Consider the following 25,111-nt stretch of genomic DNA (forward strand, 5'->3'; position numbering starts at 1 on the left):
GCGAAGGGGGGCTGGAAGGGGATGGGTCGCGCATCGGGCTCCGGTTCGGCTGGGGCGGCTTTCGGGGGCGGCTTTGACGTTGTCAAATCAGATGCAGTATGACAGCCCTAAACGACCCTTCACAAGCCAAAGGAACCGCCCCATGTCGCAGATCGGACCCCAGCCCGGCCAACCGGCCCCGGATTTCACCCTTCCCGTGACTGGCGGTGGCGAGATTACGCTGTCTGCGCAGCAAGGCGGCCCCGTGGTGCTGTTCTTTTACCCGCGCGATGACACGCCCGGCTGCACCAAGGAATCGATCGGCTTTTCCGAGCGGCTGTCGGAGTTCGCCGAGGCTGGTGTGCAAGTCTTTGGCATCTCACGCGACAGCATGGACAAGCACGACAAATTCGCCGCCAAACACGCGCTGACGGTGCCGCTGTTGTCCGACACCGATGGCGCGGTGACCGAAGCCTACGAGGTCTGGGTTGAGAAGAACATGTACGGCAAGAAATCCATGGGCATCGAACGCGCGACCTATCTGATCGACGCCGCAGGCCAGATCGCGCAGGTCTGGCGCAAGGTGAAAGTGCCCGGCCATGTCGATGCGGTGCTGGACGCGGTGCGTGGCGCATGATGCCGCTGGCGGAAATGGCCGAGGCGGTACTGCGCACGGCGGATGGGCGCGAAAAGACCGCACTGTCGCGGAAATTCGCAGCTGAATGGCTCTCGGCCCGAGCCGAAGGCGCGCGCCCTGAGGTGGGCCGCGCTGATCCGCCGCTGCACCCTGCCCGACCTGCCCAGCCCGAATTGCTCAGCCCGCGCGAAGTGCCCCGCCGCCGCCCGGGCACGCCCGAAGGCCGCGCGGCGCTTTTGCATGCCGTGGCGCATATCGAGTTGAACGCTGTCGACCTGCATTGGGACGTGATTGCGCGGTTTTCGCATGTTCCGCTTCCGCTTGGGTTCTTCGATGACTGGGTGAAAGCGGCGGACGACGAATCCAAGCACTTCAACCTGATGTGCGATTGTCTTGAGGAGATGGGCAGCCACTATGGCGCGATGCCTGCCCATGCGGGCATGTGGCGCGCGGCAGAGGATACGGTGGACGATCTGATGGGCCGCCTCGCCGTAGTGCCCATGGTGCTAGAGGCGCGTGGCCTTGATGTGACGCCCGGCATGATCGAGATATTCCGCAAGGCCAAGGCCGACAGCGCCGTGGCAGCACTTGAGACGATCTATTCCGAAGAAGTCGCCCATGTGGCCTATGGCAGCAAATGGTTTCACTTCCTTTGTGGGCGCCATGACGAAGACCCGAAAGACCGGTTTCATGCTCTCGTGCGCCAGTATTTTCACGGCGATCTCAAGCCGCCTTTCAACGAGGAAAAACGCGCCGAGGCGGGAATCCCGCCCGATTTCTATTGGCCTCTCACGGCGGACGGGGGCCCAAGCTGATCCGGCCATAAGACAGCAAGTGCTTAATATCGGCGGATTTTTGCCAATAGCAAAGCGCTTTTTCCCGGGGCGAATGGGGGATTGCCGCGCAGGCGCGGGTTGCCGCGGGTCAATAGGGTTGCCCCATTCGCGGGCACTGGCTATTGACGTTGGGCGCGGGCTGGGCGAGCCCTCCGCGCCGACGGGACGGGACAAAGGACGACAACGTGCGCACACGGATTGCCATCAAGACGCATGCTCTGCTTGAGCATTATTTTCCCGAACGCCGCGTCTTTTTGAAATCCGACAGCGACACACGTTTCATCCGTCTGCGCCCCGGCACCCAGATTATCGGGCTGGCAGGGTCGGCCTTCCTCGTGTCATGGGCCATTATCGCCACGGCGATCATTTTGATGGACAGCATCGGCTCGGGCAACTTTCGCGAGCAGGCCAAACGCGATCAGCGCACCTATCAGGCGCGTCTGAACGAGCTGTCCGCGCAGCGTGATCTGCGGGCCGAAGAGGCATTGGCCGCACAAGACCGCTTTAACGCCGCGCTCACACAAATTTCCGTCATGCAATCCGAACTGCTGGCGTCAGAGACCCGCCGCCGTGAGTTGGAGACCGGGATTGACGTGATCCAATCTACCCTGCGCGACACGATGAAAGACCGCCAAAAGGCCCGGCTGAAGCTGGCCGAATTGGAAGGCAGCCTTGAGAACGGTGAGGCGGGCAGCCTGCGCGCCGATGCCGATCAAGCGCCGGTCGATTTCCTTGCCCAAGCTCTGGCACGCACCGCGGCAGAGCGCGACAAAGTTGTGGTCGATGCGCAGGATGCGCTGCTGCAGGCCGATGAAATGGCGCAAGAGATCGCGTTGATGCGCGATCAGAACGACGCGATCTTCCGCCAGCTTGAAGAAGCGATGAGCGTTTCCGTCGCCCCGCTCGATAAGATGTTCCGCAGCGCGGGCATGCCGACCGACCGTATCCTCGCCACCGTGCGCCGCGGCTATTCCGGCCAAGGTGGCCCGATGACGCCGCTGTCCTTCACCACCCGCGGCGAAGAGCTTAGCCCCGATACGCTGCGCGCAAACCGTCTGCTGAACCAGATGGACCGGTTGAACCTTTACCGCATCGCCGCCGAAAAAGCGCCTTTTGCGAACCCGGTCAAAAACGCTTTCCGCTTCACCAGCCAGTTCGGCTATCGCCGCGACCCCAAGACAGGTGGCCGCCGGATGCACAAGGGCGTCGACTTTGCCGCTGGCATGGGCACGCCGCTTTATGCGACCGCCGATGGTGTGGTGATTCACGCCGGCTGGTCCTCGGGCTATGGCCGTTTGGTCAAGATCCAGCACGAGTTCGGCATCGAGACCCGTTATGCCCACATGTCCAAGCTGCGCGTGAAAGTTGGTCAAAGAGTCTCGCGCGGGCAGCATATTGGTGATATGGGAGCATCAGGACGGGTCACCGGTGTCCATCTCCACTATGAAGTCCGCGTAGGTGGCAAGGCTGTTAACCCCATGATCTATATCAAGGCTGCAAACGATGTTTTCTAAAAGCAAAATCAACGATCCCGCGCCCCAGGATGCAGATGCGTCCAAACCGGCACCTTCCAGCGCTTCGGCGGCCCCTGCGCCCTCCAAGCAGAGCGAATTCAAGGCCAGTGCCCCCAAGGCGAAGCCGCCCGCATCCGTTCTGTCTTCGGACCTGCATGTGACCGGCAACATGAAGACGACGGGCGATGTTCAGGTTGAAGGCACTGTTGAGGGCGACATCCGCGCGCATCTGTTGACCATCGGTGAAACGGCGACGATCAAAGGCGAAGTAGTTGCCGATGACGTGGTGATCAATGGCCGTATCGTGGGCCGCGTGCGTGGCCTCAAGGTACGTCTGACATCGACCGCACGGGTTGAGGGTGACATCATCCACAAGACCATCGCGATCGAATCCGGCGCGCATTTCGAAGGTTCGGTGCAGCGTCAGGACGATCCGCTGAACCCGGGCGCAAAATCCGCTCCGGCGCAAAAGCCGAACCCGGCGTCCTAAGACCTGCGGTCGGTTCAGAGTATTCACGGGCGTCGCGGGAAACTGCGGCGCCCGTTTTCATTTTAGGCTTGCGGCGCGGGCTTAACGCTTCAGCATCCAAGTACCATCTGGCCAGAAGGCATCAAAGGCGAAGGCAAACATCACATCATGCGGCACGTCGCTGCCGGCGCTGTCACGCACGCGGATGCTGCCCACGTCACGCCCCTGGCCGATCTGCCCCGCGTCCAACGCCGAGGCCTGCCCTGCCCGCCACGAGATCGTCACACCGGCCTCACGCAACTCGCCTTCCTCGGCCAACCGATTGAGCCGCCACGCCCGGTCTCCCACACGCACCACGCGCTCTAGCGGTGCAATTCCGTGCGGCGGCTGCGCGCCGTCGTAGAGGAAGGGTTTGGCCGAAGAATCATAGTTCCGGTAAGGGTTGCGGCCATAGTCGCGGTTGTAGGAAGGTTCCTCCATCACCAGCCCATCGGGGTATCGCGCGGTGAAATCGGCCCAGCTTTCCAGCCAGCTTGGGAGGTGTTTTAGCTCGGTGCCCGTCAGCGCCCCCACGATGGCGCGGCCTTCGGCCTGTTGCCACCAGCTTTGGGTCTCGCGGTCATACATCACCATGTCGGAATGGCGCAGCTTGCCTGATACGCCAAAGCGCAGCAGCTTGCCCGCGACGCGGCGGTCAAAGACAAGTGCAGAGTTGCACAGCGGGCAAAAGGTCACGGCGATAGGCTGGCCATTAACCCTATCGTTAACAATCTCATGCCATGTCAGATAGCGAATCGGATAGGCGCGCGGTTTGGCACCCTCTATCGCAACCGTGATCACCGGCTCGCGCGGGGCGATGCGGGTTTCGGCGCGCGCTGCTTTGAAATCCGGTGCGTCAAGTGCCGGGATGCCATCCTTGGGCGGCCCGCCCGAGATGATCTCGGACCAATCTGTGATACTTGTTTTGGAAAAATCGGTCTCCGGCCATTCTCCCTGCCAGCGGGCGGGATCGGCGAGAAGACTGTTGGCCGCAAGGCCAAGGCTCAGAACGATGGCGCTTAATTTTATCATGGCCCGAGCGTGCCGCATGTGGGGGTGAGCAAGCAAGCCCACCCCACGCGATCGGGAACAGATGTTACTCGGTCCCCGATGCGACTTGGGGCCGACAGTTACTCGGTCACAGTGACCTTTTGCATAACGTCCGGCGTCCCGACAACGGCACCGTTGGGGCCGGTGCCGCGTTTGATGGCATCGACCACGTCCTGCCCTTCGGTGACCTTGCCCACGACGGTGTACTGACCGTCAAGGAAGGGGGCTTCGTCGAACATAATGAAGAACTGGCTGTTGGCGCTGTTCGGGCTCTGGCTGCGGGCCATGCCCACGACGCCCTTCTCATAGGCGATGTCCGAGAACTCCGCCTCTAGGTCGGGCTTGTCGGAGCCGCCCATGCCAGCGCGCGCGGTGTCGCCATCGGCGCGGCCAAACTGCACGTCGCCGGTCTGCGCCATGAAGCCGTCGATCACGCGGTGGAAGACCACCCCGTCATAGGCGCCTTCTTCGGCCAGTTCGGTGATCTGCGCGACATGGGCGGGTGCCACATCTTCCAGCAGGTCGATCTTGACGGTGCCATTGGCCTCGCCCGCAACTTCGATCTCAAGCCCGGTGGCCATGGCCGCCGAACCGAGAAGCGCCAAAACGGCGCTGGTGCCTACGAGCTTACGCATCTGCGGCCACCTTGACGGAGATCATGCGGTCCGGGTTCGCAGGCGGCTCGCCCCGTGTGAGCGCATCAACATGTTCCATGCCCGAGATGACTTGCCCGTAAACGGTGTACTGACCGTTGAGGAAGTCATTGTCTTTAAAGTTGATGAAAAACTGGCTGTTGGCGCTGTCGGGGTTGGCCGAACGCGCCGCACCGATGGTGCCACGGGCGTGAGGAACTTTGGAGAATTCCGCAGGCAGGTTCGGCAGGTCGGAGCCGCCGGTGCCAGCCGCACGCAGGTTGAAGTTGTCTTCCATGTTGCCGTTGGCCACATCGCCTGTCTGGGCCATGAAACCTTCGATCACGCGGTGGAAAGCCACGTTGTCGTATTTTCCGGCGCGGGCCAGTTCTTTCATGCGCTCGACGTGCTTGGGCGCAAGGTCAGGCATCAACTCAATCGTGACGGTGCCGCCTTTGAGTTCCATCAGGATGGTGTTTTCGGGGTCTTTGATCTCGGCCATTGGGCAATCCTTTGGTTTGTCTTTGCCAGATACCTAAGGAGCTTGGCCGCGATTGCCAAGCCGCGCATTGACCTGAGCCAAGATAACAGCAAAACACAGCGCAACGGATTGGATTGGGAGAAGACCGATGGGCTGGAAGTCACTGGACGATATGGAACTGGACGGCAAACGGGTGCTTTTGCGCGTCGACATTAACGTACCGGTCGAAAATGGCCGCGTTACCGATGCCACACGGATCGAGCGGATCGTGCCCACGGTGACCGACATCCTGTCGCGCGGCGGCAAGGTGACGCTGCTGGCGCATTTCGGACGGCCCAAGGGCAAGGCCGTGGACGAGATGAGCCTGAAACAAGTCCTACCCGCGCTGGAAAAGGCATTGGGCCGCGATGTGGCTTTCGTGCCCTCGCTGGACGCCGCTGCCGAGGCGCAGGGCGATCTGCAACTTATGGAAAACATCCGCTTTTATCCGGGCGAAGAAGCCAATGACGAAGGCTTCGCCCGCCAACTGGCCGCGCTTGGCGATATCTATTGTAACGATGCCTTCTCTGCCGCCCACCGCGCCCATGCCTCGACCGAGGCGCTGGCGCGGCTGTTGCCTGCCTGCGCGGGCCGTTTGATGCAGGCGGAACTCTCGGCGCTTGAGGCAGCCCTCGCTAAGCCTGAGCGTCCTGTTGGCGCTGTCGTTGGGGGGGCCAAGGTCTCGACCAAAATCGCGCTTTTAGAAAACCTCGTGAACCGGCTGGATGTTCTGGTGATCGGCGGCGGCATGGCGAACACCTTCCTCGCAGCGCTCGGTGCTGATCTGGGCAAGTCATTGGAAGAGCCGGATTATTACGACACGGCCAAAGACATCATGGCGCAGGCCGACAAGGCGGGCTGCCGCGTGATCTTGCCCGTCGACGGTCTGGTCGCGCGTGAGTTCGCCAAAGGGGCTGCGCATGAGGTGGCCCAGCTTGGCCCTGATGCGAAACTGTCGGATGATCAAATGGTGCTGGATGCGGGCCCTAATACGGTCGCGCTGGTTGAAACCGCTTTTGCCGGGCTGCGCACATTGATCTGGAACGGCCCGATGGGGGCCTTTGAAATCCCGCCCTTCGATACTGCCACCGTCGCCGCAGCCCGGGCCGCCGCCGCCAAAACGCGCGAAGGCACGCTGACCTCGGTCGCCGGGGGCGGTGACACGGTTGCCGCCCTGAACCAAGCGGGCGTGGCGGATGATTTCACCTATATCTCAACCGCCGGGGGCGCTTTCCTTGAGTGGATGGAAGGCAAAACCCTGCCCGGCGTTGCCGCCTTGGGCGGCTAAGCCGCGCAAAATCGTGATTTCGCGGTAAAAACAACGGGTTTCCCGCAATTGTGGGATTCCCATGTCGAATCGCCTGTGTCATACTAATGTCACGTCCGCCAAGAGACGCAGAGGCAGAACCATGACACGCAACACCCGTCCGGCTTTCGGCACATTGCTGTTTTTCGCAATCGCTTTCGCGCTGAGCCTGTATTTCACCTTTGCCGCCGTGCAGGGGGATTTCGGCCTGTTCCGCCGGACCGAGATCGTGGCCGAGAACCAAAAGCTGAGCGACCGTCTGGCCGAGGTCCGCGCCGAGGTTGCGCGGATGGAAAACCTGACCCGCAGGCTGTCGGACGATTACCTCGACCTTGATCTTTTAGACGAACGCGCGCGCAGAGTGCTGGGCATGGTCCGCACAGATGAGATCGTCATTCGCTGACCTTTCGCGTCCGATCGCCCCGCCCCGCGCCTGCGGTCTTGCAATCACTTAAAATCTCTGGCCTCCTTTGACTTGTCAGCCGTGGTGCGCGCGCCACGTCACAAAGTCCCTCGCAATCCGTTCCGGAATGCGTTAGGGAATAGTTTAACGCTAAACTACTTTTGGCATCTGACCAGAGCCGACGGAGGAGACGTCCATGGCCGCGAAGAAATCGAGCAAGAAACCCAATGTCTCTGCGGAGGAGCTGACCAGCTATTACCGCGACATGCTGCTGATCCGACGCTTTGAAGAGAAAGCCGGGCAGCTTTACGGCATGGGGCTGATCGGGGGGTTCTGCCACCTTTATATCGGGCAAGAAGCTGTCGTTGTGGGCCTAGAGGCCGCCGCCGAAGAAGGCGACAAGCGCGTCACTTCCTACCGCGATCACGGCCATATGCTGGCCTGTGGCATGGACCCGAACGGCGTCATGGCCGAGTTGACGGGCCGCGAGGGTGGCTACTCCAAGGGCAAGGGCGGGAGCATGCATATGTTCTCGAAAGAAAAGCATTTTTACGGCGGCCACGGCATTGTCGCAGCGCAGGTGCCGCTCGGCGCGGGGCTGGCCTTTGCCGATCAGTACAAGGGCAACGGGCGCGTCACTTTCACCTATTTCGGCGATGGTGCGGCGAACCAAGGTCAGGTCTATGAGACTTTCAACATGGCCGCGCTTTGGAAGCTGCCGGTGATCTTTGTGATCGAGAACAACCAATACGCCATGGGCACATCGCAGCAGCGCTCGACTTCCTCGGCCGAAATCTGGGAGCGCGGCAAAGCCTTTGGCATCCCCGGTGAGGCCGTCGATGGGATGGACGTGCTGGCGGTGAAAGAGGCCGGTCAAAAGGCCGTGGCCCACGCCCGTGAGAACGGACCGTATATCCTTGAGATCAAGACCTACCGTTACCGTGGCCACTCCATGTCCGACCCCGCAAAATATCGCACCCGCGAAGAGGTCCAAAAAATGCGCGATGAGCGTGACCCGATTGAATCGGTCCGCACCCTGCTGCTCGAAGGTAATCACGCCACCGAAGACGACCTCAAGGCCATCGATAAAGAGATCAAGAAGATCGTGAACGAGAGCGCCGATTTCGCCAAGGAAAGCCCCGAGCCTGCGCTCGAAGAGCTTTGGACCGATATCTACGCAACCGAAGTTCCGCAGGAGGCCGAAGCCTGATGCCGCATTTCGAGATCCACGCAAGCGACGTCGCGGCCGCCAAAACTTTCTATGCCGGATTGTTCGGTTGGGAATTTTCTCCCATGGAGGGGGGCGAAGACGCTTCCTATCACCTGATCGAAGGCCGGGACATCGGCACGGGCAAAGGCCTGACGGGTGGCATGTTGACACGCGGTGACGCGACCCCAACTGCTGGCGGCCCGATCCGTGGCGGCACCATGACTTTTGAGGTCGAAGACTGTGACGCCCGCTATCTCTGGGCGCTTAATAACGGCGGGGCCGAGGCCCTTCCCCCCACAGATTTTCCGGGCATCGGCCGCTGCGCCTATGTCGAGGACGGCCAAGGCAACGTCGTCGGAATGATTACTCCTGCGGAGAAAAACTGATATGGCAACCGAAATTCTTATGCCCGCCCTCAGCCCTACCATGGAAGAAGGCACGCTGGCCAAATGGCTGGTCAAGGAAGGCGATGAGGTCTCTTCTGGTGACATTCTGGCCGAGATCGAAACCGACAAGGCCACGATGGAATTCGAAGCCGTTGACGAAGGCACCATCGGAAAAATCCTGATCGAGGAAGGCACTGAAGGCGTCAAGGTGAACACCGCTATCGCCGTTCTGCTGGAAGATGGCGAAAGCGCGGACGATATCGACAGCGCGACATCGGCCCCCGCCGAGGACAAGGGCGAGGACGCCGAGCCTGCGCAGGCCAAATCCTCGGACGACAACCGCGAGCCCCCCGCCGAGGGCAAGAAACAGCCCGAGCCCGACACCAGCCCCGACTGGCCCGAAGGCACGGCGATGAAGCAGCAGACCGTGCGCGAAGCGCTGCGCGACGCCATGGCCGAAGAGATGCGCCGCGACGAAGATGTCTTCCTCATGGGTGAGGAAGTCGCGGAGTACCAAGGCGCATATAAAATCACCCAAGGGATGCTGGACGAATTCGGCCCCAAACGGGTGATCGACACGCCGATCACCGAACATGGCTTTGCCGGGATCGGTGTTGGTGCGGCCTTCGGCGGTCTGCGCCCGATTGTCGAGTTCATGACCTTCAACTTCGCCATGCAGGCGATGGATCAGATCATCAACTCTGCGGCCAAGACGCTCTACATGTCCGGCGGCCAGATGGGCGCGCCCATGGTCTTCCGTGGCCCCAACGGTGCCGCCGCCCGCGTCGGCGCGCAGCACTCACAGGACTATGCCGCGTGGTTCATGCAGATCCCCGGCCTGAAGGTCGCGATGCCCTATTCGGCGAGCGATTATAAAGGCTTGATGAAAACCGCCATCCGTGACCCGAACCCGGTGATCTTCCTTGAAAACGAAATCCTCTATGGCCGCAGCTTCGACGTGCCGGATATTGAGGATTACACCGTGCCCTTCGGCAAGGCTCGCATCTGGCGCGAAGGGTCCGACGTGACCATCGTCAGCTTTGGCATCGGCATGACCTATGCGTTGGAGGCTGCTGAGAAGCTGGCCGAAGAAGGCATTGACGCCGAGGTCATCGACCTGCGCACACTGCGCCCGATGGACACGGACACGATCCTGAAATCGGTGATGAAGACCAACCGCTGCGTCACCGTCGAAGAAGGCTGGCCGCAGGGCTCCGTCGGTGGCTACATCAGCGGCGTGATCATGCAAGAGGCGTTTGATTACCTCGACGCGCCGGTCATCACCTGCACCGGCAAGGACGTGCCCATGCCCTATGCCGCCAACCTCGAAAAACACGCGCTGGTCACCACCGACGAGGTGATTGAAGCCGTCAAATCAGTCACTTACCGGTAAGGAGCGGATCATGCCCACAGAAATTCTCATGCCCGCCCTATCCCCCACGATGGAGGAAGGCACGCTTGCCAAATGGCTGGTCAAGGAAGGCGACGAAGTCTCCTCTGGTGACATTCTGGCCGAGATCGAGACCGACAAGGCCACGATGGAATTCGAAGCCGTCGACGAAGGCACCATCGGCAAGATCCTGATCAGCGAAGGCAGCGAAGGCGTGAAGGTGAACACGCCAATCGCTGTACTGCTCGAAGAAGGTGAAAGCGCCGACGATATCGATACATCCGCATCCACCAAAGAAGAAAAACCGCAGGCCGAAGCGGCGCCCAAAGCCGCCGAAGCCGAGACCCCCGAAGCGGGCTATGGCCGCGGTGCGACGGATGCGAATGAGGCGACGGGCAAAAGCGACAGCAAAGCCCCCGCCGCCCCGAAAAGCCAGAAGGGTGAGCGTATCTTTGCCTCCCCCCTCGCCCGCCGGATCGCCGCCGACAAGGGGTTGGACCTGTCGCAGATCGACGGCAGCGGCCCGCGTGGCCGGATCGTCAAAGCAGATGTCGAAAACGCCCAGCCGACAGCGGCGAAATCCGAGAGCGCAGCGACTGCCAAAGATGCCGCCCCGGTCGCCCAAGCCGCGACCACCGGCCCATCTGCCGATGCGGTCGCCAAGATGTACGAGGGCCGGGAGTACGAGGAAGTCACCCTCAACGGCATGCGCAAGACCATCGCCGCGCGCCTTACCGAGGCCAAGCAAACCGTGCCGCATTTCTACCTGCGCCGCGACATCCAGATCGACGCGCTGCTTTCCTTCCGCAGCGATCTGAACAAGCAGTTGGAATCGCGCGGTGTAAAGCTCTCGGTCAACGACTTCATCATCAAAGCCTGCGCGCTGGCCCTGCAATCGGTGCCGGATGCTAATGCTGTCTGGGCCGGTGATCGCATCCTCAAGCTGAAACCCTCGGATGTGGCCGTGGCCGTGGCCATTGAAGGCGGTCTCTTCACCCCCGTGTTGCAGGACGCCGATACCAAATCGCTCTCGACCCTCTCGGCGCAGATGAAAGACCTTGCCACCCGCGCCCGCGACCGTAAGCTGGCGCCGCATGAGTATCAGGGCGGCAGCTTTGCGATTTCCAACCTCGGTATGTTCGGGATCGACAACTTTGATGCGGTGATAAACCCGCCGCATGGAGCGATCCTTGCTGTCGGTGCTGGCGTGAAAAAACCGATCATCGGGAAGGATGGCGAGGTAACTGCGGCCACAGTCATGTCGGTCACCCTCTCGGTCGATCACCGCGTGATCGACGGGGCGCTCGGTGCGCAGCTGTTGAATGCGATCGTCGAGAACCTCGAAAATCCGATGATCATGCTGGCCTAAGGCCCGCACTCTACGAAACGAAAAAGCCGGGGCATGCCCCGGCTTTTTTTTGCAACGCTGGCTTCTGCGCCTATTCGGCGTCTGGCCCAAAAAGGTGGTTCATCGACATCGACGGCTGATCGCAGCCCGCCTCTCCCACGATCCGCGCCGGAATTCCGGCAACAGTTTTGCAGGCAGGCACAGGCTCCAGCACCACCGAGCCGGCGGCGATCCGGCTGCAATGGCCAATGGTGATATTGCCCAACACCTTTGCGCCTGCGCCAATCAACACGCCGTTCCCGATCTTAGGGTGACGGTCCTCTTCTTCCTTGCCGGTCCCGCCTAGCGTCACAGAATGCAGCATCGAGACGTTGTCGCCCACCACCGCCGTCTCACCGATGACGATGGAATGCGCGTGGTCGATCATGATGCCCTTGCCCATTTTGGCCGCCGGGTGGATATCCACGCCGAAAATCTCGCTCACCCGCATTTGGATGAAATATGCCAAATCGCGTTTGCCCTTCATATAGAGGTAGTGGCCAACCCGATAGGCCTGCACCGCTTGATAGCCTTTGAAGTAAAGGATCGGCTGCAGCAACCGATGGCAGGCCGGGTCACGGTCATAGATCGCCACCAGATCGGCGCGCGCCGCGGCGACGAGGTCCGGGTCTTCGGCATAGGCCTCCTCGACCATTTCGCGCACGACCATCATCGACATCTCGTTGGACGAAAGCTTCGCAGCGATGCGATAGGAAAGCGCGTTCTCGATGGATTTATGATGCAGGATACAGGCGTGAACAAAGCCGCCGATCAGCGGCTCATCACGCACCGCATCCTCAGCTTCTTGCTGAATCTGATCCCAGACCGGGTCCACTTTCGAGATATTTCTGTGTGTCTGCGCCATGGCACGGGCTCCTTCACTCTGCCGCTAGGGTAGCTCATGCAATAGCGTAGGACCATTTGTAAATCCGCACATGCTCAAAATCGTGATAACGCGCAGGCCTATCCGGGCACCACTAACGTGGCGGCAAGCCCCGCGCCGTAGCTGGCAGAGACCTGCGCCACCGTTACCTCAAACGCCCCGGTCAGCCCATCAGCCGCCCGTGCCGCAGTGCTGTAGGTCCACCCGGGCGTATCGAGCAGTACGTCCCGCAGGTGCTGACCGCCTGCAAAAACCCGCAGAAGATACCGCTCACTTTCTTCGCCAAGCGGCACCTCTGGCCCGTCCCAAGCGTCCCCGTCGATACGCGTCCGTCGGATCCAGCTAAAGGTAATATCACCACCGGGCAGCGCCTCTGCCCACAGATGGCACGGGCTGTAGGGCCGCAGGCCATTCCCGTCAAACGCATGAACCTGATGCAGATAGGACGGATCATCCACGGGGCGCCGGGCAGGACCTATGCGGTAGTGCTGGGCCACGCGGCGCAGATGCGGGCTGAACTCGACCTGTTGCGGTGTCCCATTCATCAGCACAAAGCGCGACCCCACGGGCCAAACCTCCGGCATCAGCCCATCACTTCCCGCCTGCCCGCGCAGACGTCCCGTCAGCCAATAGGTCGCAGGGGCGACAAGCTGCGCCTCCTGAAATTGAAATAACTCCCATCGGTCCGCGCTTCCATCGCCGATGGCGGCAAGGTTCGCCCCATTCAAAAGCGCCTCTTTGCTGACCGATTCAAGGCTGCCGCTGCTGAGTTTGACTTCCAGCACCGGTCCTGCGTCGATCACCCCCGGCCGCGCCGCGCGCAGGGCCGTTTGGGTGACCCCCATGATGGACCGACTGGAAACGACGCCGTTGAGCGCATAATCAGCATCAACCGTAGAGCGATAAACGGCGACTGACCCCGGCCAAGGGGTTGCCGTCACCGCCAGATGCGGCGCATGGGGCACCTCATCCCCGCGCAAAAGCGGCAAGTCCATGAACTGGGGCAAGACCGGCAGCGGCGGCGCGAAAGGCCGCAGAGACGCCAGTTCTTCTTCGAGCGGCGCGGGGTCATAGACTTCGGGTTCAATCCGTACGGCATCGATCAGCTGGGAGCCGGCCTGTTCGACGCGGTCAATGCGGTAGCGCCCCGGCCCCTCCGCGCCATCGCCCGGCAGTTCGATCACGTCCCCCGCCCCGATAGCCATCTGCGATGGCGGCAACGCCAGCCGCAGCGTTTCGCGGGCGACACGCGCCTCGGTCAACCAGCGCTCGGCCACCTGCCGCCCCTCGCCCCGGGTCAGGGCCATGTTCAGTTCGGTCCCGGTGACCGCATGGGTCGCCTCATCCGGCAGAACCGCCTCTTCCGCGATCGCGTCGAAATCCGCATCGGCCTGAATGAACCGCAGCCGAACACGGCCCGATACCTCGGCCTCAGCCTCGCGCAACTGCTCGGTCAGCCCGCCGAGGTCGGGGTGTATCGCAAGCCCGTCGGGGTCAAGTGGTACCGCATCCGTCCCATCACGCATCCGAAACCGCAAAACCCCATCGCGTTCGATCGCGTCGAACCCATAGCGCAGCATCAAAGGTTGCAAGGCGGCGCGCGCCTCTCCGACCACGTCCACGGTGTAGCCGCGGACATAGCCGAAAAGCTGAGAGGTATCGAAATGCATCACACCCGCGCGGCGGCAAATCTCCCCGACCACCGAGGCCAGCGAACGCGCCGAGGCCCGTCCGTTCAGCCAATGACCCCGGCTGTAATTCTCCCCATCGCTCCATAGATCGACATTGTTGGGAAAGAAGGGAAAGGGCCGCGTGTCCCAAGCCCAAACGAAGGCGCGCGACATATCCAGCATCGGAGCGCCATATTCGTCCGAGATCGGGTTGCGCGCCGGATCACGCCAATATTCCGACAGCGCGCGCAGATATTGCATCTGCATCAAATCGTCCCGTTCGCCGGTGGAATGATGCGGCAAGGCGCTTTCCGAGCTTTTCAGATCGAGGAACTTGTTGGGTTGGTTCGCGCCTTTGTCGATGGCGGCACAGCCGTATTCCGTGAACCAGATCGGCTTGGACATGGGCTGCCATTCCGTGGGTGCTGCCTGCCGCTCTCCACCGATGCGCGGATGGTGATGGTTCTGCCACCAACGGCGCAGGTCTTTGTAACGATAGACCCAAGGTTCATCATGGGCGCCATCGGTGATCGGCGTTCGGATCTGTGCCGCACGGGCTTCGGGCGAATGGTAGTACCAGTCATACCCCTCACCACCTTCGATGTTGGATTTCAGATAGCCGACATCGTAGATCGCGGGCCAATCTTCCCCATCGACATGCCCCTCCTCATCGCGCCAATCGGCCAGCGGCATATAGTTGTCGATCCCGATGAAATCGATCTGCGGATCGGCCCACAGCGGATCGAGGTGAAAGTAAACATCACCGCTGCCATCCTGCGGCTGATAGCCAAAATACTCTGACCAATCAGCGGCATAGCTGATCTTGGCATCCGACCCAAGCAAGGCACGCACCTCTCCGGCCAAGGCCCGCAGCGCGGTCACCGCAGGGAAGCTATTTCCCGCCGCGCGTACCCGCGTCAGGCCTCGCATTTCAGAAGAGATGCAAAAGGCCTCGACCCCGCCCGCCGCGGCGCAGAGTGCGGCGTAGTGCAGGATGAACCGCGAGAGGGTCCATTCCGCTGGGCCATGGTAGCTCACCGCGCCCTCAGTCACCGTGAAATCCGCCGCCGTGGCTGTGCCGAAAAACGCGGCAACTTCAGCCGCTGCCGCCGCTGACCCATCCGGGCTGCCCGGCCGCCCCGGTGCGACCGAGAGGGTGATCCGCCCGCGCCACGGCAAGCGGGGTTGATCCTCGGCATCGCTATAGGGGTCCGGCAAGCCGTTGCCTTCGGTCTGATCCATCAAGATGAACGGGTAGAACATCACCGCCTTGCCCGCCGCCTTCAGCGCGTGAATGGCCTCAACCACCGCGGCATCGGCTGGCGTGCCGCCATAGATCGGGCGCGCGCCGTGCTGGGTGATGACCTCGGCCGTGCCGCGCGTCACCCCAGACACCCGCCACGGCATGTTCTCCCCGTCAATGTCCGGATCTTCCACCTTGGGGCGCAGGCGGCAATCGCCACAGCGCAGATCGCTGCCGAACCATGACACGACGAGAGAGGCCGCTTCTAGCCGGGGCAGTTCCTCTGTCAAGGTCTCCAGCGACACCGAGAAATCAGTCTTGGCCGCCGGTGAATTCACATTCGCGCTCCAACGGCTGCCGGGGCCGTCGGTATAATGAACCGGCGTGGTCGCCAGCGCATATTCCCCCGTGCCGGGGATCAAGGCGACCCCCTGCACACCAAAGGCAGGCGCATGTTCCCACCCCGGGGCCTGCGGCTGTTCGGGGCGCATAACCTCGAAAGAGAACTGCGGCACGCGGTTGCCGAACTGCGCCAAGGCGAGGTCTTCCATCACCACATAAGCCGTGCCGCGATAGGCTGGCACCCGGTCCGCGCCCTCAATCGCGGCGATGGTCGGGTCGGGCTGCTGATCCGCCTCGCCCCTGTAGACGCGCATGTTCAGATCGTCCGGGGCAATCTCTTCCCCATCCGCCCAGATGCGCCCGACGCTGGCGATCTCCCCTTCGCAAAGCGCGATGGCAAGGCTGACGGTATAGCTGTACTCGGTCGTCTTTGGCGTCGGGGGACCGCCCTTGCCGCCCCCGCTGACATGGGTGACCTCTTGGAACTGCGACGCCCAGATGACATGCCCAGCCAGTCGCATCCGGCCATAAAGCTGCGAGATCGCCGCCCCCTCGCCCGAGCCCGTCAGCCGAAAGCGATCGACCTTGCCGGTCTCGACCGCCTGCCCACCTTGGCCCAGCAAGCGTTGATCGACCAATCGCCCAAGGCTCGCCCCCACCACCCGGCCCACTGCGACAGAAGACAGCCCCGCCAGCGTGCCCCCGATGGAGCCGCCAACCGCGGCACCCGCTGCCGAAAGAACAATCGTCGCCATCAGGAGACCTCCTCAGGAAATACAAATCGCGCCACGATGCGCCGCTGCCATGGCAGGCTAAGCGGGCTTTCGACGACCCCGTGCCGTGCATAGGCGTGAATAAAACTGGGACTGGCGCCGATGCGCGCCTGCAACCCAAGGTGTTTTGCCACAGCGCCGTGGCGCATTCGGAATAGCAGCACATCACCGGGCGCGGGCGCACCGCTGTTCTTCACCGCCATATGCCGCAGCGCCGCCGCCCAGAGCTGTTCCTCTCCCTGCGGCTCGGACCAGTCCATCGAATAGGGCGGCACCGCCTCGGGTTCAGCCCCCATCCGTTCACGCCAAAGCCCCCGGATGAGGCCGAGACAGTCGCAGCCCGCTCCCTTCGCCGCAGCCTGATGCACATAAGGCGTGCCGATCCACCCGCGTGCCGCATGCAGCAACGGTTCACCCCCGGCGCTCACCTGCGCGACCCGCCCGCGTTCGCACCGTCTGAGCGCGGGACGGCCATCATCCAATCCTCACCCGGCAGATCCGGAAAACCTCGATAGTTCAGCAGGTTGTTGAATTTCAGCCGACAGGTCTCCATCCGCTTGTCGCAGCCTGCCGTAAGCCGTACGCGAGTGCCCTCCGCGACCGCCCCGCGGATCGGCTCCCAAAGCTCGATCACCCGCTGCCCGTCCTCATGGTAGTCACGTTTTACCATGCCCCAGAGCCCCGCCGCCGGGCCATCCAACACGTCAAGCCGCCCACGGGCGAACCAGCCCTCGTCATATCCCGGGAATGCGGCCCAGCGGAAACACTGCGCCTCTGCCACAGTCTCAACCGCGCGTTCCTCGGCATAGCCCGGCGTGGTGAGATCAAAGCGGCAATCGCCATCCTCCAGAACCGCCGAACAGGGCTTTTGAAAGACCCGTCCGAAGGGGCGGTTCAGCGGCTCCGTCAGCCCGCGCAGTTCAGCACGAAAGCTGCCGCCCGTGCGGTGCAACTCGCCGATCGATCCACGAAACTGCAGCACCCGCTGCGCAGGCTCCGCCCAGTTCACCAACCACGCCTGAACCTCGGCCCCATCGAAACGTCCCTGCTCGATCTCATCCTCGCGGATCGCATCATCGCTTAGCGCGCCAAGCGCCTCGGTGTTGTCGACCGACAGCCCGCTGGTTTGGGCCAGCGCCCGCGCACTCAGCCCCGTATCAGCGCGAAACGCGACCCCCGCGAATGCCAGCGGCATATCGTGATCGGTAAAGGCAAACACCGCCCCATCCGCCCGCGTCACCTGCCAACAATGGCAAAGCGTTGTCACACCGCGCGCGAAATGGTCCGCAAACCCTGTATTGAGCCCCGCCATCAGATCCGCACCTCGATCACCGGCACGTCGGGCACCTGCCCGGCCTGAAAACTCTCGACTGAGATCAGAATGCGGTCCGTGTCAAAGCGCACGGGCACGTCGAATTCGAAGCCCGCGAAGATCTCCATCTCAGGGTCCGGCGGATGGGCAAATGTTACAATCCCCGTGCTTGCGTCGACCTCGTATTCGACACCCTCGCGCAGCTCGTCTTGTTCCACCCCCACACGCACCGTCCCGGCCACGGGTTTGGTGATCGGACGCCGGTAGGAATGCGCGCCGGAGCGGTAAGTCTTGGTCAGCTGAAACGCCGCCCGAACCCCGGTTCCATAACCGATGCTCTGGTCGTCAAAGGCCACCGAAAGCGCCGTCTTGCCCGTTTTATAGTCGGCCCAGTCCTTCCAGCGAAACCCGTACATCTGCCCCAGTCGCGCTTCGAAAAAAGCAATCAGCAACTGAAGGTCATCGATAGAACGCATCCCCAGCCCCGCATCATAGACCCGCCGAGAATGGGCCCAAGGCGTGTTGCGTTCCTCATGACCGTTGGCCAGCGTGACCACATCCGTTTGCCGCTGCGGCCCCCCGACTGATCCAAAGCTCAGCGAGGGCGGAAATCTGACATCGTGAAATTGCATGATCTGCTCCTTTAACCGCCGCGCGGCTTATCGGTTGCGGTTGCCCGTGCTAAGAGCGCGGCTTAGTTGAGCGGCAATCTGGCTTTGGCTGCGCTGAAACCCCTGCACATCGGGCGTGGTGATGTTCATCACGATGGTGGTCGCCCCCCCGCCATTGCCGCGCACCCCCAGCTTGCCATCCGGCCCCCGCGCCAACGGCATGATCGCCTCTGGCCCGGCCTCTCCCATCAGCCCCGTGCCGCCGCGCATGGGAAACGCGGTGGCCGAAGTCACCACCCCGCCCTGCGCAAACGGCATGACCTTGCCTTGGGAAAAGGGCGCGCCATTCGCGAAGGGCAAAATACCTTCCACAACACTGCCCACCCCCTCGCTGATCAGCCCGCCGAAGTGATCCGTCACCGGGCGCATCGCGGCGTTGTAGGTCGTACGGATCATCGATTGCGCCAAGTCGCTCAGCGCGTCCGACAGTTTGGCGCCGTCAAAAACCACCCCGTCGAACGCCCGGCGCAGCCCACGGCTCAGCCCTTTTTCGAGGGTCGCCACATCTTTGCCCGTCGCGGAAAGCGCGCTGCGCATGCGCCGCAACTCACCGTCGAACCCGGCAACCAAACCGCTGGTTTGAGCCAGCGTCTCATTCAGCCCGTCAGCGCGGCTCTCAAGGTTCTCGAAATCATCAAAGTCAGCCATCATCGGCCCCTTTCATCTCGTCTGGATAGGCGGCCATCAGCGCGGCGAGGCCCTCGCTCAGCAGCGGCGCTGCCGCGGACGGTGGGCCCAGCATCAACTGCAACTCCGCCGGCGTCAGCGCCCAAAATTGATCCGGCGGCAGGCGCAATCGTGACAGGCCCACCCGCAGCAAGGCGGGCCAATCAAAGCCCTGCGCCGTGCTCACGCCTGCACCGTAAAGGCCCGCGCCAGCAATTCCGCCGCCGCCCGTGCCGCCGCCATCGGTCCGCCCTCGATCTGCGCATGTTCAAGCGTTGCGGCATCCATCACCGCTCCGCCCCCGCGCAGCCCGGCAAGCAGCAGGGCCAGTACATCGCAGCTGGAAAAGCGATTGCTTTCAAACCGCTCCACCAAGGCTATAAGGCTGTCGGCCTCCAACGTCGCCTCCAACTCGGCCAAGGCGCCAAGGGTCAGCCGCGCCTGATGCCGCTTGCCATCGATCACCAGGCTCACCTCGCCGCGCCATGGGTTTGCCATGGTCACACCACCACGTCGGGGGTAAAGACCAGCTCTCCCGCAGATTGCAGGCTCAACTCAAACGTGGCCTCCCCATTCAGGGACCCCGCGTATTCCAGGGCGGAGACCTGAAACGGCCCCTGCACCACACCGAAATCCGGGATGATGACCTGAAAATCCGGCGTCAGCCCATTAAAGAACAACTGCCGCGCCCGTTCATCCGTGCCCGCATCGCGAAACACCCCCGAGCCGCTGATCGCAGCCGAGCGCACCCCCGCGCCCGCCAGCAACTCCCGCCAGCCCCCGCTTGAATCGAGCGAGGTCACATCCACCGTTTCGGCGTTGAAACTCACCCGCTTGGCCCTCAGCCCGGCGATCGTCTCGAACTGACCATCGCTGGTCATATCCACTTTGACCAAAAGGTCTTTGCCCGCTTGCACTGCCATCTCTATCTCCTCGCACCAATCTAGAATCTGAAGTCTTACGCATCCGCGACCCGGGCGCGGAATTGCAGGTCGATCTGCCGCCCCGCGGCCCCGTCAATCCGCCGTGCCGTCGCTTTGAGAAAGGCCATATCCACCACATGCCCGCGGCTAAGCGTCGGCTGCGCCCCATGCAGCAAATCGCAGACCACAGCCGCACAGCCCTTTGCCGTGCTGAACCCCGGCGCGCTGGTGATCACCGACAGAGTGAGGCGGTGGTCCGCGCCCGCGCCCTCGGGGTCAGACGCATCCTTCGCCATCTCCTGCCCCAGCAGAACGTAGGTCTCGGGCAAGCTCCCCCCCGGCACCGCGTCATAGACCGCATCGCCGATCATGGCCGTGAGCCCCGGATCACTCTGCAACAGGTCATAGACCGCCGCCTGCAAAGCCCCTGAAAGCGCGTAGGTCATACCGCCACCTCCTCATCGGCAAAGCAGGTCAGATACCGCCCGCCCGCATCGCTCTCGGCCACCGCCCGGATCACGAAAACCCGCGTGCCTTCCCGAAACCGCTGATCCGGCGTCGGCCTGTCGGGCGCGCCCTGCGGTGCCGCGCGGACCGTAATCTTGAACCCCATCCGGCTGACGGCCACCCCACCTGCGGTGGTTTCCCGCCCCGTCCGCGCGCGAACCTCTGCCCAAAGGGTGCCCAAAGGCTGCCAAACTTCGGTATGCCCCCCCGCGCCATCGCTCACCCGTTCTGGGGCTTCCAAGGCCAGCGGGCGGTTCAAATGCGGGCGGCTCATGCCGCACCACCAAAGCCGACACGTACGCGGCGGTAGCGCTCGATCAGGCTGCTGACACCAAAGGGCATGCACCCTTCGCCAAGCGCCGTATCGTCGCGGTATTCGTAGTAATGTGCCGCCAGCAGCATCACCCCTTGGGCCAGATCATCCGGCAGTCCGGCCCAATCGGCGGCCATGCCTGCGTCGAAACTGATCAGCGCGGCCCCGGCACTCGGGATGCGGGGCAAGGCGGCTGTGCTGGCACGCAACCGCGGCGCTTGCGCATCGCGCTCTAGCCAATAGCGGTCGGGGTCGACCTGCGTCTCTGCCCCATCACGCGCGACCAATGCCACCCGCGCGACCTCCTGCACGGGCGCCACCGGCAAAACCTGCGCCGCCGCATCGCGCCAAAAGGTCAGCGACAGGGCAAAACGCCGGGTGATCAACACCTTCCCCGTCCGCGCCTCCACTGCCGCGATTGCCGCACGCAGGAAACTGCGCAACACCGGATCCTGAAGGCCGTCCTGCCCAAAACCGCTGCCAAGGCGCAGATGCATTCTGAAGGCCTCAACCGGCAAGACCGCATCCGGCACATTTGTCTCTTCGATCAACATCATCGAACGTCTCCAAAATTCGCTCCCTCGCCCCATGGGGCCATGCGCTTATTCCCGGACGCGCACCGGTTGCATTGCTCGGTCGGAGGGGAGCAGCTAGACAACACAACCTTGCAGGCGCACGTCCGGACCGGGGCCAAGTTGCCCCGGCCCCGGCTTCGGCACCGGCTTACGCCAGGCCGAATTTCATCAGCTTGATCGCCGCGAAATCGCTCACGTCACCGCCGACACGTTTGGTCGCATAGAACAGCACATGCGGCTTGGCGCTGAAGGGATCGCGCAGGATCCGCAGATCGGGGCGCTCAGCCACGGTGTAGCCTGCCGAGAAGTCGCCAAAGGCGATGGCCATCGCATCGGTCGCCGGATCGGGCATGTCCTCGGCCACCAGCACCGGATAGCCCATCAACCGCGCAGGCTCTCCCGCGGCCAGTCCATCCGACCACAGAAAGCGCCCGTCAGTGTCTTTCAATTTGCGCACCTTGGCCGTGGTCTTGGAGTTCATCACGAAAACCGCGTTCTTGCGGTAAGCCGCGCCAAGGGCGTAGACCAATTCAATGATCGCATCCGCCTCGGGATTGGCGTTGGTGCCGCTGGGGACATAGCCCAGATTGCCCCAAGTCCAGACGTCGTTATCGACCGCCGGATGGCTCAAAAAACCGGTCGGTTTGTCGATCCCATCACCGCTGACAAAGGCCGCCGCCTCGGCCCGCGCGAATTTGTCGGCGATGCGGCCCGCCAGCCAGCCTTCGATATCAAAGGCGCTGTCGTCCAGCAGCCGTTGGCTTGTCTTGGGCAGGGCGCTCAACTCATGCAGCGGCACGGTGATCCGGTCGATCTGCGGCGTGTCCGTCTCGGCCTGCGCACCACTTTCGGTGGCCCAGCCCGCCCCCACATCGGCATGATCGACCAGCACGTCATAAGACGTGGCCTCGACCTGCACCACCGCCGCAATCGCGCGGATCGATGCGCCCGAATTCAGCACAGACTGCACCCGCTCCGATGTCTGCGGATCCACCAGATAGCCGCCATCCGAGTTCACCGCCGTCGACATCGATTTGCCGTCCAGTTCCAGCCCCCGCAGCCCATCGTCATCGCCATTGCGCAGATAGGCGTCAAAGGCTTTCTTATGCGGTGCATCTTGCTCAATCGCGCCGCCCAAAGGGCTGCGGGCAGGCAGGGTCATCTTGCGGTCCATCATGGCAATTCGCTCTTCTGATTGTTGAAGTTTCGTATTGATCTCGGCCCGAAAGCCGTTGAAGTCACTGACAAAACCGCTCACGGCCTGCCGCACTTCCTCCGCCGGGGACAGGTCTGCGCCCGCCTTTGTGCTCATCTCGCTCTTGGTCATTGCTTTTCCTCTGATCTTGCTCAGTCAAACTCAGGCTCAGCCGCGCGCCATATCGCGCCGCGCCGCGTCAAAGGCCGCCGCCATGTCCCGCAGAACATCACCCACAGCCTTGAAATCCCCCTTGGACCCCACCCGCGCCGAGGGCAGCATCGGAAAGGTCACCAAGGAAACCTCCCAAAGCTCCAACTCCGTCAGCAGCCGTTGCCCCTTGGTATTCTTGCCCGCCTTCACGGTGCGGTAGCCGATGCTGAGCCCGTCGATGGCTCCTGCCTCAATCAGGGCGGCCGCTTCCCGCCCCTTGGCAACACTGCTCAGGATGCGCCCCTTGACCCACAGGCCCCGGCCATCCTCATGCACCTCATCCCAGACCCCGATGGGCTGGGCAGGATCATGCTGCCACAGCATTTTGACGCTGCGCCCGGCCTTCGTGACTTGGGCAAGGCTCGCCGCATAGGCACCGGCTTCCACCACGTCGCCCCCCTGATCCACCGCGCCGAAAAGGCTGGCGTAGCCGCTGATCTCCAGCCCGCCTTCCACCTCAGCCACCATGCCGAAACGGGCGAACTTATGTTCCAAAGCGGCCCCAGCACACAGACCTTCCCCGTTCTCCGACAAAGCGCCGAAGTTCATCATCTGATAACCCATTGTTATTTCCTCTTTTTTCAGCCCGCTACGGCGCCACCACCAGAAAGGATTGGACCGCCTGTGCCAAAATCACCGCGACCACGCCGTAAACCGTCAACCACAAGCGCCGTTCCAGCCGCTCCATCATCTGCTCAATCCGGTCGAGCCGCTTTTGCATGTTCTCGCGGTGCACCGCGCTCAGCGTCTCATGCGCCTGAAGCCGCAAGCCCGGCGCGCATTCGAACCGCTCGATCTCGCGCAACTCAGGCATCATTCGCCACCGCAGGCAGCCCCAACAGGGCGCGCTTTTCCGCATCGCTCAAGAACGCCGCTGCCGAGACCCGCGCCCATTGCGCATCCCTCTCGGCCGCCAAGGCCGGCACTTGGTCCAAGTCCGGCTTCAAACTCACCGCCTCGCCCAAATACCCGCTCAGCCAATCCGCCAACGCCGCCGTTACCCGTGTCGCCAAGGGCAGCACCGTCAGCCGATAGAACGCCCGATGCGCCTCTTGATAGTTGGCATAGGTCGCATCCCCCTGCACCCCAATCAGCATCGGCGGCACCCCAAAGGCCAGCGCAATCTCCCGCGCCGCACTCTCCTTGGTCTTCTGAAATTCCATGTCCGAGGGCGAAAACCCCATCGGTTTCCAGTCAAGCCCACCTTCCAGCAACATCGGTCGCCCCGCATTGCGCGCGCCCTGATGATGGCTCTCCATTTCGCTCACCAGCCGATCATACTGATCCTCACTCAGCTTGCCCTGCCCCTCGGCCCCGCGATAGACAATCGCCCCCGAGGGCCGCGCCGCGTTATCCAGCAGCGCCTTCGACCAACGGCTCGCGGCGTTATGCACATCCATCGCCATCGCCGCCGCCTGCATCGGGCTAAAGCCATAGTGATCGTCCTGCGGGTGAAAATTCCGAATATGACAAACCGGCGTCACCGTCCCGCTGGCGTCAAAGCGATGCTTGCGCCCGCCCACCGCATATTCGTAAGCCACCGGCCAACCATCCGCCCCCGGCACCACGCTCATCCGGTCCGACCGCAGCACATGCAGCTCGACCGGCAAACCACCCTCGCTGCCGACCGCCTCGACATAGCCATCGCCGCTCAGCAGCATCTGACCATACAGCGCCTCAAGCAACTCTGCCCGGCCTTGCCCCGCATTCGGGCGGCGCATCAATTCCATCAGCGGATGTTCATCATAGCGCCGCGCCGCGTCCTGCACGACCAGCGGCAAGGCCGCCGCCGCCTCGGCAATCAACTTGACCGACCGAAACCCCACCGGATTGCCGCAAAAGCCCGAGCGCGTCAGGCTCACACTGTCCCGCGGGCTCCAGGCAACGCGACCCGAGGTCTGATAGGCCACGACCGGCCCGGTCGCCGAAGCCTTCTGCTCAACCGTCTCAGCCGCGCCGCGCCGTAGAAAATCGAATACCATCTGTCGCTCCTCATTCTGCTCGGCCTTGGCAGCGGCCTGTGCCCCATGCTGCTCGGCGTTGTCAGACTTTCTCAATTAAGTCTTA

General features: G+C 62.7%; 29 protein-coding genes. 10 read left to right on the plus strand and 19 right to left on the minus strand.

The annotated features are described in order from the left end of the window. The first annotated feature begins 142 nt into the window (after positions 1–142). The 4 genes from A3722_RS06590 to A3722_RS06605 all read left to right on the plus strand — a co-directional run bounded on the left by A3722_RS06590 (position 143) and on the right by A3722_RS06605 (position 3,456). Positions 143–616 carry a peroxiredoxin gene (locus A3722_RS06590; RefSeq protein ID WP_067623558.1) on the plus strand — a complete coding sequence of 158 codons (474 nt, stop codon included), beginning with the start codon at positions 143–145 and terminating at the stop codon, positions 614–616. Then, a complete protein-coding gene (locus A3722_RS06595; protein ID WP_067623555.1) occupies positions 613–1,431 on the plus strand; it encodes a ferritin-like domain-containing protein in 819 nt (272 codons plus the stop codon). The genes A3722_RS06590 and A3722_RS06595 overlap by 4 nt, the downstream gene beginning before the upstream one ends. Before the next feature lie 206 nt (positions 1,432–1,637). Further along, positions 1,638–2,966: a M23 family metallopeptidase gene (locus A3722_RS06600; protein WP_067623553.1), complete on the plus strand. Its 1,329-nt coding sequence runs from the start codon at positions 1,638–1,640 to the stop codon at positions 2,964–2,966. After that, the gene (locus A3722_RS06605; protein ID WP_067623551.1) at positions 2,956–3,456 is read left to right on the plus strand and encodes a bactofilin family protein; all 501 of its coding nucleotides are present in this window, start codon (positions 2,956–2,958) and stop codon (positions 3,454–3,456) included. The genes A3722_RS06600 and A3722_RS06605 overlap by 11 nt, the downstream gene beginning before the upstream one ends. 81 nt (positions 3,457–3,537) lie before the next feature. Here A3722_RS06605 and A3722_RS06610 read toward each other — a convergent pair whose 3' ends face one another. The 3 genes from A3722_RS06610 to A3722_RS06620 all read right to left on the minus strand — a co-directional run bounded on the left by A3722_RS06610 (position 3,538) and on the right by A3722_RS06620 (position 5,658). Next, positions 3,538–4,506: a DUF3179 domain-containing protein gene (locus A3722_RS06610; RefSeq protein ID WP_067623549.1), complete on the minus strand. Its 969-nt coding sequence runs from the start codon at positions 4,504–4,506 to the stop codon at positions 3,538–3,540. 98 nt (positions 4,507–4,604) lie between these two features. Beyond that, positions 4,605–5,159 carry a peptidylprolyl isomerase gene (locus A3722_RS06615; RefSeq protein ID WP_067623546.1) on the minus strand — a complete coding sequence of 185 codons (555 nt, stop codon included), beginning with the start codon at positions 5,157–5,159 and terminating at the stop codon, positions 4,605–4,607. Then, positions 5,152–5,658 carry a peptidylprolyl isomerase gene (locus A3722_RS06620; RefSeq protein WP_067623544.1) on the minus strand — a complete coding sequence of 169 codons (507 nt, stop codon included), beginning with the start codon at positions 5,656–5,658 and terminating at the stop codon, positions 5,152–5,154. The genes A3722_RS06615 and A3722_RS06620 overlap by 8 nt, the downstream gene beginning before the upstream one ends. Before the next feature lie 127 nt (positions 5,659–5,785). Here A3722_RS06620 and A3722_RS06625 point away from each other — a divergent pair, with 127 nt between their 5' ends. The 6 genes from A3722_RS06625 (at position 5,786) to A3722_RS06650 (ending at position 11,740) form a co-directional block, all read left to right on the plus strand. Then, on the plus strand, positions 5,786–6,964 hold the full coding sequence (locus A3722_RS06625; RefSeq protein WP_067623541.1) for a phosphoglycerate kinase: 1,179 nt from the start codon (positions 5,786–5,788) through the stop codon (positions 6,962–6,964). Positions 6,965–7,085: 121 nt separating this feature from the next. After that, positions 7,086–7,385: an FtsB family cell division protein gene (locus tag A3722_RS06630; RefSeq protein WP_067623538.1), complete on the plus strand. Its 300-nt coding sequence runs from the start codon at positions 7,086–7,088 to the stop codon at positions 7,383–7,385. Between the two features lie 196 nt (positions 7,386–7,581). Continuing rightward, positions 7,582–8,595 (plus strand): pyruvate dehydrogenase (acetyl-transferring) E1 component subunit alpha, encoded by a 1,014-nt coding sequence (gene pdhA, locus A3722_RS06635; protein WP_067623534.1) that lies wholly within the window; start codon positions 7,582–7,584, stop codon positions 8,593–8,595. Next, positions 8,595–8,981, plus strand: coding sequence for a VOC family protein (locus tag A3722_RS06640; protein WP_067623531.1), 387 nt, complete (start codon positions 8,595–8,597; stop codon positions 8,979–8,981). Before pdhA ends, A3722_RS06640 begins: the two co-directional genes overlap by 1 nt. Before the next feature lies 1 nt (position 8,982). Continuing rightward, positions 8,983–10,374 carry a pyruvate dehydrogenase complex E1 component subunit beta gene (locus tag A3722_RS06645; RefSeq protein ID WP_067623528.1) on the plus strand — a complete coding sequence of 464 codons (1,392 nt, stop codon included), beginning with the start codon at positions 8,983–8,985 and terminating at the stop codon, positions 10,372–10,374. Positions 10,375–10,384: 10 nt separating this feature from the next. Next, positions 10,385–11,740, plus strand: coding sequence for a pyruvate dehydrogenase complex dihydrolipoamide acetyltransferase (locus A3722_RS06650; RefSeq protein ID WP_067916017.1), 1,356 nt, complete (start codon positions 10,385–10,387; stop codon positions 11,738–11,740). Positions 11,741–11,810: 70 nt separating this feature from the next. On the opposite strand, the gene cysE is transcribed toward A3722_RS06650, so the two are convergent. The 16 genes from cysE to A3722_RS06730 all read right to left on the minus strand — a co-directional run bounded on the left by cysE (position 11,811) and on the right by A3722_RS06730 (position 25,026). Next, positions 11,811–12,623, minus strand: coding sequence for a serine O-acetyltransferase (gene cysE, locus A3722_RS06655; RefSeq protein ID WP_067625474.1), 813 nt, complete (start codon positions 12,621–12,623; stop codon positions 11,811–11,813). Between the two features lie 98 nt (positions 12,624–12,721). Next, positions 12,722–16,651 (minus strand): baseplate multidomain protein megatron, encoded by a 3,930-nt coding sequence (locus A3722_RS06660; RefSeq protein WP_067916019.1) that lies wholly within the window; start codon positions 16,649–16,651, stop codon positions 12,722–12,724. Then, a complete protein-coding gene (locus A3722_RS06665; RefSeq protein ID WP_067624363.1) occupies positions 16,651–17,097 on the minus strand; it encodes an NlpC/P60 family protein in 447 nt (148 codons plus the stop codon). Before A3722_RS06665 ends, A3722_RS06660 begins: the two co-directional genes overlap by 1 nt. Further along, positions 17,094–17,981 (minus strand): DUF2163 domain-containing protein, encoded by an 888-nt coding sequence (locus A3722_RS06670; protein ID WP_067624360.1) that lies wholly within the window; start codon positions 17,979–17,981, stop codon positions 17,094–17,096. The genes A3722_RS06665 and A3722_RS06670 overlap by 4 nt, the downstream gene beginning before the upstream one ends. Beyond that, positions 17,981–18,613 (minus strand): DUF2460 domain-containing protein, encoded by a 633-nt coding sequence (locus A3722_RS06675; RefSeq protein ID WP_067624358.1) that lies wholly within the window; start codon positions 18,611–18,613, stop codon positions 17,981–17,983. Before A3722_RS06675 ends, A3722_RS06670 begins: the two co-directional genes overlap by 1 nt. A gap of 27 nt (positions 18,614–18,640) precedes the next feature. Next, the gene (locus tag A3722_RS06680) at positions 18,641–19,300 is read right to left on the minus strand and encodes a phage tail tape measure protein (protein ID WP_067624354.1); all 660 of its coding nucleotides are present in this window, start codon (positions 19,298–19,300) and stop codon (positions 18,641–18,643) included. Further along, entirely contained in the window at positions 19,293–19,505 is a 213-nt protein-coding gene (locus A3722_RS06685; protein WP_067624351.1) for a rcc01693 family protein, read from the minus strand. Before A3722_RS06685 ends, A3722_RS06680 begins: the two co-directional genes overlap by 8 nt. Further along, entirely contained in the window at positions 19,502–19,816 is a 315-nt protein-coding gene (locus A3722_RS06690; protein ID WP_067624348.1) for a gene transfer agent family protein, read from the minus strand. The genes A3722_RS06685 and A3722_RS06690 overlap by 4 nt, the downstream gene beginning before the upstream one ends. 2 nt (positions 19,817–19,818) lie before the next feature. Continuing rightward, positions 19,819–20,241, minus strand: a complete 423-nt coding sequence (locus A3722_RS06695) for a phage major tail protein, TP901-1 family (protein ID WP_067624345.1) — start codon at positions 20,239–20,241, stop codon at positions 19,819–19,821. Between the two features lie 35 nt (positions 20,242–20,276). Then, complete coding sequence (locus A3722_RS06700) at positions 20,277–20,687, minus strand: DUF3168 domain-containing protein (RefSeq protein ID WP_067624341.1); 411 nt, start codon at positions 20,685–20,687, stop codon at positions 20,277–20,279. Beyond that, a complete protein-coding gene (locus tag A3722_RS06705; protein WP_067624338.1) occupies positions 20,684–21,022 on the minus strand; it encodes a phage head closure protein in 339 nt (112 codons plus the stop codon). Before A3722_RS06705 ends, A3722_RS06700 begins: the two co-directional genes overlap by 4 nt. Continuing rightward, positions 21,019–21,618 (minus strand): head-tail connector protein, encoded by a 600-nt coding sequence (locus tag A3722_RS06710; protein WP_067624335.1) that lies wholly within the window; start codon positions 21,616–21,618, stop codon positions 21,019–21,021. The genes A3722_RS06705 and A3722_RS06710 overlap by 4 nt, the downstream gene beginning before the upstream one ends. A 166-nt stretch (positions 21,619–21,784) precedes the next feature. After that, on the minus strand, positions 21,785–22,963 hold the full coding sequence (locus A3722_RS06715) for a phage major capsid protein (protein WP_067624332.1): 1,179 nt from the start codon (positions 22,961–22,963) through the stop codon (positions 21,785–21,787). A 36-nt stretch (positions 22,964–22,999) separates the two neighbouring features. After that, positions 23,000–23,593, minus strand: a complete 594-nt coding sequence (locus tag A3722_RS06720) for an HK97 family phage prohead protease (RefSeq protein ID WP_067624369.1) — start codon at positions 23,591–23,593, stop codon at positions 23,000–23,002. A 40-nt stretch (positions 23,594–23,633) separates the two neighbouring features. Then, entirely contained in the window at positions 23,634–23,861 is a 228-nt protein-coding gene (locus A3722_RS06725) for a GTA head formation protein, RCAP_rcc01685 family (protein WP_386283658.1), read from the minus strand. Continuing rightward, a complete protein-coding gene (locus tag A3722_RS06730; RefSeq protein ID WP_067624329.1) occupies positions 23,851–25,026 on the minus strand; it encodes a phage portal protein in 1,176 nt (391 codons plus the stop codon). Before A3722_RS06730 ends, A3722_RS06725 begins: the two co-directional genes overlap by 11 nt. Positions 25,027–25,111 lie beyond the last annotated feature (85 nt).

The sequence above is a fragment of the Sulfitobacter sp. HI0027 genome (assembly GCF_001634775.1).
Lineage (GTDB): Bacteria > Pseudomonadota > Alphaproteobacteria > Rhodobacterales > Rhodobacteraceae > Sulfitobacter.

What these genes read in the sequence shown, in the direction of transcription:
- A3722_RS06720 (WP_067624369.1), bottom strand. Translation starts at nt 23,593, where the DNA reads ATGAACTTCGGCGCTTTGTCGGAGAACGGGGAAGGTCTGTGTGCTGGG.
- A3722_RS06705 (WP_067624338.1), bottom strand. Translation starts at nt 21,022, where the DNA reads ATGAGCCGCCCGCATTTGAACCGCCCGCTGGCCTTGGAAGCCCCAGAA.
- A3722_RS06640 (WP_067623531.1), top strand. Translation starts at nt 8,595, where the DNA reads ATGCCGCATTTCGAGATCCACGCAAGCGACGTCGCGGCCGCCAAAACT.
- A3722_RS06605 (WP_067623551.1), top strand. Translation starts at nt 2,956, where the DNA reads ATGTTTTCTAAAAGCAAAATCAACGATCCCGCGCCCCAGGATGCAGAT.
- A3722_RS06660 (WP_067916019.1), bottom strand. Translation starts at nt 16,651, where the DNA reads ATGGCGACGATTGTTCTTTCGGCAGCGGGTGCCGCGGTTGGCGGCTCC.
- A3722_RS06695 (WP_067624345.1), bottom strand. Translation starts at nt 20,241, where the DNA reads ATGGCAGTGCAAGCGGGCAAAGACCTTTTGGTCAAAGTGGATATGACC.
- A3722_RS06710 (WP_067624335.1), bottom strand. Translation starts at nt 21,618, where the DNA reads ATGATGTTGATCGAAGAGACAAATGTGCCGGATGCGGTCTTGCCGGTT.
- A3722_RS06590 (WP_067623558.1), top strand. Translation starts at nt 143, where the DNA reads ATGTCGCAGATCGGACCCCAGCCCGGCCAACCGGCCCCGGATTTCACC.
- A3722_RS06690 (WP_067624348.1), bottom strand. Translation starts at nt 19,816, where the DNA reads ATGGCAAACCCATGGCGCGGCGAGGTGAGCCTGGTGATCGATGGCAAG.
- A3722_RS06615 (WP_067623546.1), bottom strand. Translation starts at nt 5,159, where the DNA reads ATGCGTAAGCTCGTAGGCACCAGCGCCGTTTTGGCGCTTCTCGGTTCG.
- A3722_RS06650 (WP_067916017.1), top strand. Translation starts at nt 10,385, where the DNA reads ATGCCCACAGAAATTCTCATGCCCGCCCTATCCCCCACGATGGAGGAA.
- A3722_RS06700 (WP_067624341.1), bottom strand. Translation starts at nt 20,687, where the DNA reads ATGACCTACGCGCTTTCAGGGGCTTTGCAGGCGGCGGTCTATGACCTG.
- A3722_RS06670 (WP_067624360.1), bottom strand. Translation starts at nt 17,981, where the DNA reads ATGGCGGGGCTCAATACAGGGTTTGCGGACCATTTCGCGCGCGGTGTG.
- A3722_RS06715 (WP_067624332.1), bottom strand. Translation starts at nt 22,963, where the DNA reads ATGACCAAGAGCGAGATGAGCACAAAGGCGGGCGCAGACCTGTCCCCG.
- cysE (WP_067625474.1), bottom strand. Translation starts at nt 12,623, where the DNA reads ATGGCGCAGACACACAGAAATATCTCGAAAGTGGACCCGGTCTGGGAT.
- A3722_RS06625 (WP_067623541.1), top strand. Translation starts at nt 5,786, where the DNA reads ATGGGCTGGAAGTCACTGGACGATATGGAACTGGACGGCAAACGGGTG.
- A3722_RS06725 (WP_386283658.1), bottom strand. Translation starts at nt 23,861, where the DNA reads ATGATGCCTGAGTTGCGCGAGATCGAGCGGTTCGAATGCGCGCCGGGC.
- A3722_RS06675 (WP_067624358.1), bottom strand. Translation starts at nt 18,613, where the DNA reads ATGCAATTTCACGATGTCAGATTTCCGCCCTCGCTGAGCTTTGGATCA.
- A3722_RS06645 (WP_067623528.1), top strand. Translation starts at nt 8,983, where the DNA reads ATGGCAACCGAAATTCTTATGCCCGCCCTCAGCCCTACCATGGAAGAA.
- A3722_RS06610 (WP_067623549.1), bottom strand. Translation starts at nt 4,506, where the DNA reads ATGATAAAATTAAGCGCCATCGTTCTGAGCCTTGGCCTTGCGGCCAAC.
- A3722_RS06620 (WP_067623544.1), bottom strand. Translation starts at nt 5,658, where the DNA reads ATGGCCGAGATCAAAGACCCCGAAAACACCATCCTGATGGAACTCAAA.
- A3722_RS06680 (WP_067624354.1), bottom strand. Translation starts at nt 19,300, where the DNA reads ATGGCTGACTTTGATGATTTCGAGAACCTTGAGAGCCGCGCTGACGGG.
- A3722_RS06595 (WP_067623555.1), top strand. Translation starts at nt 613, where the DNA reads ATGATGCCGCTGGCGGAAATGGCCGAGGCGGTACTGCGCACGGCGGAT.
- A3722_RS06730 (WP_067624329.1), bottom strand. Translation starts at nt 25,026, where the DNA reads ATGGTATTCGATTTTCTACGGCGCGGCGCGGCTGAGACGGTTGAGCAG.
- pdhA (WP_067623534.1), top strand. Translation starts at nt 7,582, where the DNA reads ATGGCCGCGAAGAAATCGAGCAAGAAACCCAATGTCTCTGCGGAGGAG.
- A3722_RS06630 (WP_067623538.1), top strand. Translation starts at nt 7,086, where the DNA reads ATGACACGCAACACCCGTCCGGCTTTCGGCACATTGCTGTTTTTCGCA.